This window comes from Nitrososphaera sp. AFS (assembly GCF_009898475.1).
Classification (GTDB): domain Archaea; phylum Thermoproteota; class Nitrososphaeria; order Nitrososphaerales; family Nitrososphaeraceae; genus Nitrosopolaris.
The window spans coordinates 1-7086 of record NZ_QURE01000066.1 but is presented as its reverse complement, the minus strand read 5'-3'; the positions used below and the strand labels follow the sequence as shown (position 1 = coordinate 7086).

Annotated in this window: 7 protein-coding genes; 2 read left to right on the top strand and 5 right to left on the bottom strand. The window is 36.9% G+C overall.

Annotation, left to right across the window (positions count from 1 at the left end; genetic code table 11):
• Positions 1-255: 255 nt before the first annotated feature.
• The 3 genes from DYY65_RS08130 to DYY65_RS08115 all read right to left on the bottom strand — a co-directional run bounded on the left by DYY65_RS08130 (position 256) and on the right by DYY65_RS08115 (position 3061).
• Positions 256-630, bottom strand: coding sequence for a response regulator transcription factor (locus tag DYY65_RS08130; protein WP_162477472.1), 375 nt, complete (start codon positions 628-630; stop codon positions 256-258).
• A 776-nt stretch (positions 631-1406) separates the two neighbouring features.
• Positions 1407-1736: a hypothetical protein gene (locus DYY65_RS08125; protein ID WP_162477471.1), complete on the bottom strand. Its 330-nt coding sequence runs from the start codon at positions 1734-1736 to the stop codon at positions 1407-1409.
• A gap of 884 nt (positions 1737-2620) precedes the next feature.
• Positions 2621-3061: a hypothetical protein gene (locus DYY65_RS08115; RefSeq protein ID WP_162477469.1), complete on the bottom strand. Its 441-nt coding sequence runs from the start codon at positions 3059-3061 to the stop codon at positions 2621-2623.
• A 521-nt stretch (positions 3062-3582) separates the two neighbouring features.
• Between DYY65_RS08115 and DYY65_RS08110 the strand changes: the two genes are divergently transcribed.
• On the top strand, positions 3583-4020 hold the full coding sequence (locus DYY65_RS08110) for a response regulator (protein WP_162477468.1): 438 nt from the start codon (positions 3583-3585) through the stop codon (positions 4018-4020).
• Positions 4021-4080: 60 nt separating this feature from the next.
• Here DYY65_RS08110 and DYY65_RS08105 read toward each other — a convergent pair whose 3' ends face one another.
• Positions 4081-4329 (bottom strand): ArsR/SmtB family transcription factor, encoded by a 249-nt coding sequence (locus DYY65_RS08105; RefSeq protein ID WP_236561738.1) that lies wholly within the window; start codon positions 4327-4329, stop codon positions 4081-4083.
• 7 nt (positions 4330-4336) lie between these two features.
• Between DYY65_RS08105 and DYY65_RS08100 the strand changes: the two genes are divergently transcribed.
• On the top strand, positions 4337-4789 hold the full coding sequence (locus DYY65_RS08100) for a hypothetical protein (RefSeq protein WP_162477467.1): 453 nt from the start codon (positions 4337-4339) through the stop codon (positions 4787-4789).
• Between the two features lie 752 nt (positions 4790-5541).
• Here DYY65_RS08100 and DYY65_RS08095 read toward each other — a convergent pair.
• Entirely contained in the window at positions 5542-6168 is a 627-nt protein-coding gene (locus DYY65_RS08095; protein ID WP_162477466.1) for a hypothetical protein, read from the bottom strand.
• Between the last annotated feature and the right edge of the window lie 918 nt (positions 6169-7086).

Here is a 7086-nt window from a genome sequence, read left to right as displayed (position 1 = left end):
TAATTCACAATTAACAGATCAATTTGTAGAATTATCAACAAGGTTGCAGGAGATCGAATGAAGACAGCAGCTACTGACATACGTTTACCACGGCCTTAAAATTTCGACTTTTATTGAACCTAAATTAAGACTTAAATTGCAATGGAAGGACGAATTGAGCTAAGAAACCTAGGGAAGTGAAAAGTTGATTGAAATGTCCCCTAATGGAGATGCATGCCAGGTCACTCACATATCAGAATGAATGACCTAAGTTAGCTATTTTCTATCAATTTGTGCCTTCACTCGTCTCACTAAATCATCTATATTGATTGGTTTAACATAACAATCACAATTCATATCAGGAAATATTTCTCTTAATGATTCATAATAAACTTCATGTGCGGTAATAAAACATACGTTAACTTTGCTGTCTTTCTCTCTTAGCTTTTCATATAGCTCAAAGCCATTGATTTTTGGCATTTTAACATCTAGGAGTACAAGATCATATACATCTGTTTTAAAATCTGATAGAGCTAACGCAGAATCAGTATAGGTATCAACTGCAAACCCGTTATCTTCTAAACCTATCTTTAAAGAATCGATAATGTCTGGCTCATCATCTACCAGCAGTATTTTTTTATTATTTGGCATGGAGAGGCAGTGATTATTGTTATTCTTGTCTTTTATTTATGTATAATACTACCTGCAAGCCCTAAAGTGAAGTTGTCGGGCGACACTTGGATGATATTGAAAAACATGATTATGTGTAAAGCATGATTTATGAATGTGCTGAGGAAATAAAAAACATACGGATAATGGGCATAATCCACGCCAATGATCTTAAGTATGCTCAATTCTGTTCTATTCGCTTCTACTTATCGGTAACAAAGACAATGATAACGGGAACCCAATCCCACCAAAGGACAAGTTATCGGAACCGGAACCTTTTCTGGCGGCCCAGGTTTGCAATCAGCCTCGTCGAGTAGTGCCGGCGGTTGTCAATCGAATTGCTCTTCTAGCTCTGCAGCTACAGGTTCAACTAGTTCGACAAGCGTGTCAAAATCAGGCCACTGTCCTTAGCCTTTTTTTGTTTCACTAATAATAGTAGATTAAGTAATATTCCTCGCACACAGCGGTAAGAGCGTAGTTTAAGTTACATAGATACATGGATCCAAAAATTTAGAGAAAAATCGAAATGTGCAGCTATGTATCATCCGCCGTAACCCAAAACAGAAATACTTACTTCTTGAGCGAAGCACTAGACCAACAATGCAAGACTAGACTGTTTTGTGTAGACTCGGCAATAACCTTGTATATATAAACCGATCCATCATGTGGTTATCTTCGTTACATCGGACAATAAAATATCTAGGCTGATTCAAGAATGGGTTAGGGAGTTAGTTTAGAGAAAGAAAAAGAAAGGAGAGTTAGGGAGAATGCGAACTGCAGGCTACGGCACTGTTACTACTAATTCGCTGACCATTGAAAAAGGTTGTGTCAGAACGCTGAGCAACAGAGCCACTGCTACAACTAGACTGACTTCCGCCAACCTGTCCAACCGACTGAACATGCTGGCCTGCAAAAGAGCTGGTTGCACAGCTTCCTGACGTTGAAGTAGTAATGTGCAAGTGACTAGTAGATGCACTACATGAACTTGCTTTTGCGACTTGTGTTGAGGTTGGATTGAAAGCACTTGGTATTACAAAAATTGCCGTTAGTGCTACAATTGCACCTAATGAGAATATTAATTTACTCATAGTTTTGATAAGTAGAAATCTAGTATTAAAACACATTGTCCAATGATACTGGAGGACATTCTATAATATATCTAGAGATACTGGTAAGACGTGATGTTCAGTATGGCTAACAACAGTAAACATATGGCTAGTGGTGCTGTCAAATGGGTAGTAAGTAGGTGGGTGGGCCACCTATTCTTTACTAGTATAACTAACATTCTGTCTAGCCAGTCTGGCTAAGGCCATACTGTGACTTTCAAACTTTTTTAATCTAGTCTTAAGCTCGTCCCGACCCACAGCGGTCGTCGCTGCGCGACTCCCTTGTTTTTGGTTAATATAATAATTATCCAATAAACGTCTTAAAACGTCTGAAACTATCCCCAAATTGGCCTATTTCTTTAAGTTCGTCATATATGTCTTCATGACACCTTATCCATGTCCAGGCTGTCCTCAAATATGTGCACCTAGTAAACCTTATTTTTTAGGCCATCTATATATTATAACACCTGTTTAGAGGATGCAACATGACAAGCCGGCTAATTATGCGATTTACCATCGGTTTGGATAGCCCCACAAGATTTGAGTTTCAGACTTCGGTTAGTCTCATATAGGGTAGACAAATTTAGAAGCATTTGACAAATTAGTTAGGAATGATATAGAACAGTGGTTATGATGTTTTAACCTGTGATCTATTCTCCACCAGGACCAAGTTGTTTATTATCTACCGTATGTATATTATAACAAAACAACAATACTGCAGACTACAACCAGCAGGGTTTCTGATGCCCAAATAACCAACACTTGTTCTTTTGCTGATTTTATTATATCATAAGCTCGAGATATTGATATCTTAGTGTCTTGGATTATCTCTGTCTTTGATGGCTCAATTCCTTCTTCTATTTCCTTTATTCTCTGTTCAGCAGGTATAGCCTTGTACCAAAGCATATCAAAGAAATACTGATGCTGATCCACAATTGCTTTAACTGTACGATAAGTTGAGGTGGTGGTCCTGATTCAGTGCTTGTTGCGCTAGCATAATACGTATCTCCGTCGACTACTCCCATATTTCCCTTTACATCTTCTAAGTGCCTTATCTCTCCAATTTTCATCAGCTGTCTACAGTATTTGATGTTGTCCTTGGTAATTTCTGTAATGAACCTCATCTTCACACCTCTATTCTTCATATCAATAAATGAAGTTGTCACAGGATGATTAGGGATAACCAGCATTGATGGACCATTGAGGTCTATGCAGGAATCTATGGTAAATTTTATATTATTACTTTGTTCTACTGTTCTTCTTACAATTTCGTTTGGATCATACAGTACTTCCGTTTTCTCCTCCAACTGGGAGAATCTTACTCCCTCATATATTTAGGATTTATTGACTTGAAATAGCAGCTTGAACTAAGTTTGAATTGAACTATTATAGTAACGAACGAGGCCCATCGGCCATATCTGCTCTACTATGGGATGTCTCCCAATGAAGAGATTATTTTTCCAACAGTTGTCAAATCAGACAAACTAGATCACTTAATGTACATCCAATCACTTCAATCAGAGATATGGACATGTGGAAGCTGTGGCCAACAATCCAAACAAAAGAACGTATTTCAATGTCTCATGAAGCACCTAGTAAATTAACTGAGGCACAAAAAGAGATGGTGAAGAACATCCGAGAGATGGATAAGAAAACAAAAGGAATTTAATTTGATTCGACCTGTATCTATGGCATATAGTAGTAATAGTGAAACCGCTTCTATAGGACTGTTATTTAATTCTCTTAGTATATTAGTTCCATAAGCAATTTTAAGGACATTGAAGCAAAGACAGGTTAGGTATACAGGGTTGCCTAGGCAAATCGAAATGTGACAAAAGAATCCAAGAATTCTGGCAAATCATCTACTACTAATGTCACTGCTACAAGAGATAAGTATTGGAAAAGAATATTGATTGTTGACGATAATCCTGATATTACTAATACATTCAAAGTAGGTATAGAAAATGCTAGCAAAAGTGTTGCAGTTCATACACATAATGATCCTAGAATAGCTTTGCTAGATTTTGAACCAAATTTCTATGATTTACTGTTAATTGATATTGATATGCCATATATTGACGGATTCCACTTATCTGAAAGAATTTTGGAAATCGACATTAATGTAAAAATTTGCTTCATGTCAGCAGGAGAAATAAATCGAGACGCTATGAGAGAAATTCATCCATCTATTAGTTTGGGATGTTTCATTAAAAAGCCGGTTGACATTGATCATTTGATTGACAGAATTATGAAAGAGTTGGATTAGCACAATAACAACTACATCTGACCTCTGCTGACAACTGCCATCAATGCCCATCTTACACCTTCAGCTTGGTGCCATCCTAACCTGCGAACAGTGAAGCGCTAAATCAAGTTTGTCCAAGCTCTCATTTATTATTTCTAATTTCTTAACCCATTCCTCGATTTCTAGTCTCGAGGCCAGATTTATTTGATAGACGTGTCGCTGTGCCTGTTTTCTCATAATCACAAGCTTTGAATCAAGAAGTATCTTTAGATGCTGGGATATCGCTTGCGCAGTAATATCAAATTTTTTGGATATTTCAGTAGCCGACATCTGGCCTTTGTTTGCGAGTATTTCAACTATCCTCCTCCTTCTCGGCTCTGATGCTAAACCTTTGAGGGAAGTTTATAGCATAGATAAAGAAAAAGCCTATTTCAAATCAGAAGGGGAAGTCTTCGTTAAAAGGACAGAACATCGTGGAGCAGGTAGAAAGATAGGAAGTTGGCTTGCTGCTGGCCCTATTGGATATGTAGCTTTGGGAAGAGATAAAACAAGGAAGAGCAAGGCCAAAGGAACACTTGTAGTTACAGACAAGGCAATATATTGTGCAGGTAACGTTTACCCTTATGATACAGTACTTGCCTTTACTAGAAAACGAAAATCCATTTTGTTATTATTTGAAAAGTCATTCAATGAGCAAAGATTTAGCATTACACTTGAGTTAAGGACTAGAGATATTAAAGAACTTTTCAAGACACTAGAAATATCAAGAATGAGTCATATCAAGTTCTAGTAACTATAACATCATTAACTTGTTTACTTTGTTATCCTACTAGATTGACAGACTGAATTACTTCAGGAATGGTAACAATGTTTTAGAATCTGAAAATGAGGCACTACGACTAAGTTAGGAAGTAGTAGCCATATAACACTAATCGGGTGGAATTTCTATTTCAAACCTAAATTTGAGTGAGCTTTGAAAAAAATTGAGGAATAACTCAACTCTCCCTTCAGTAGCAACTGAAACTTTTACTAATGAGAAAATTGGAATTGACCGTGTAGCGACTTACAACAAATTAATGGAGGCATTGAAAGCAGTGAAGGCGATGGAGAATATTCCCTTAACACGGACTAAATATCACTAAAATCTTATTCGCCTAGGCGTAAACTGAACTAAAACTAATCCCATTATCACCCTATCAGGGTGATTAGATTGGAATTCATGACTATCCTTTCATTACTTTTGATTCTTATAAACCGGCTTTTCTAACCATACTGTCATCTATCAAAATGGATAGAACATCCCCCTATATGTTCTGTTTGTTATGACGAGACTCGACCATCGACATAGCATTCAATAGAAGAAACCTAATCGTTTGCTTTGAGTCAAAGCCACTAAAATCCACAAATATAATCCTGTTCCTGTTATACCATAAGGTCGTGGTTTAGTTAGAGCTATTACTGCCATATTTTAAATCAAGCTAAAAAAAGTAAAAGGTGTGTGCGGGGCTTTTAGTTTCCCGCTCGATTCTCTGGCAAGTACGATTAATAGTTGCGGCTGCTGGTGTTACTGCCCCTACTAGTATCACTAACAACATCTCTTGATGTTTGTGCAAATGTTCTTGCTGTGTTAGCTCCAATCCTTGAAAATTCCTTTACATCTTCTTTCTCACGTTGGATAGTAGCACTGAATGCTTCCATATTTGCAATTATTGCATTATTTCCTATTCGAGTTGCAGTTAGAGTATTATCTGCAAAGTTACTCACTGTTCTTGCGTATATTTCTGCTGCTCTTCTAGGCGATGCCCAGTTATTCCACATATTATAGTAGTTTTCAATATGTGGAGCCCATGCCGATTGAAAAGAGCTTATAATCTCATTTTGAGAGTTCAAGTAGCTATCTGCGATTTCTTGTGCTGCTTGTAGATGTCGTTCTTGGTAATCATTGATTGCTTGTGTATTACGTGGAATTTGTGTTCTTGCTTCATCCACTGCCCGCTTGATGTTGTCTCTTGTTTCATTGATTGTTCTTTTGACTGCGCGATTTTGTTCTTGTACTCCTGGTCTTAGTTCTCTTTTTACATCGTATTCTGCGTTTGTTCTTTCTGTACTTGGTTCATTTTTGAAATCGTTATCTGTTGTTGATCTTGCTGCTTCTTTTTTAGTAGACATGTTTCACTGTCCTACGGTAACCCCATAAATATGTTGGTATTGGAAGGTATAAAATACCATTAAAAGCCAACAGTAGACATAACACGGATTGACTTCGATATGGGATATCCGTTGATGTTACGGAGAATTTATACGAGTAGAAGATTATCCGATAGTTAATGGTACAGTATCATATTTAACAAATAGTCAATTATGAGGTTATCATTTGACGATTAAATTCGAGAAAAACATGTCCCTCAAGTATATTCTTATACGACTCACTATGAAATCTAGGATAGTCGGGGTCTGAAATATAGTAGATAATGAGAATGTCTATAGGGCCATCCTAATCTAAGGCTACCACTTTCCAAAGTTTACGAGCAAAGATTACTCCATCATATAATTCTAAAATACTACCCATCCATTTTCCGTAATCTCCTATAGAGTCATAGATTGTGAACAAAATGTTGTTGACTGGATAAGTACATACCGTGAAGAAGCTTTAGATCTCTGTCACGAAAAGTTCTGTGAACTATGTGTAAAAAAAGTAATGTAACTGCATGCCATTGGTTTACAACAATACATATTATTCTCCACTATTGTGTGCAGACGTTTTGGAGTAGACTGTATTAAAGATATAAACTTACTTTAGTGGGTAAGCCTAATCATTTAGGGCGATGAAAAATATACGTATTTGTAGAAACTGCGGCGTAGTTTTTGACATGGAATTACGACGAGATAAAGATTGTCCACTATGTCATGGAGGAGAAAATCTACCGTTGGGAGATAATATTTAGCTAATAAGGAAAGACCATTATTCCTGGTGTATTCGCACTGTCACATCTTGTTCTTGATAGAATGTCTCTAAAACAACATTGGTATATGAATTATAGTTAGCAGAGTGTCTAAGGACCCAGACTTAATAATATGGTACTTGTT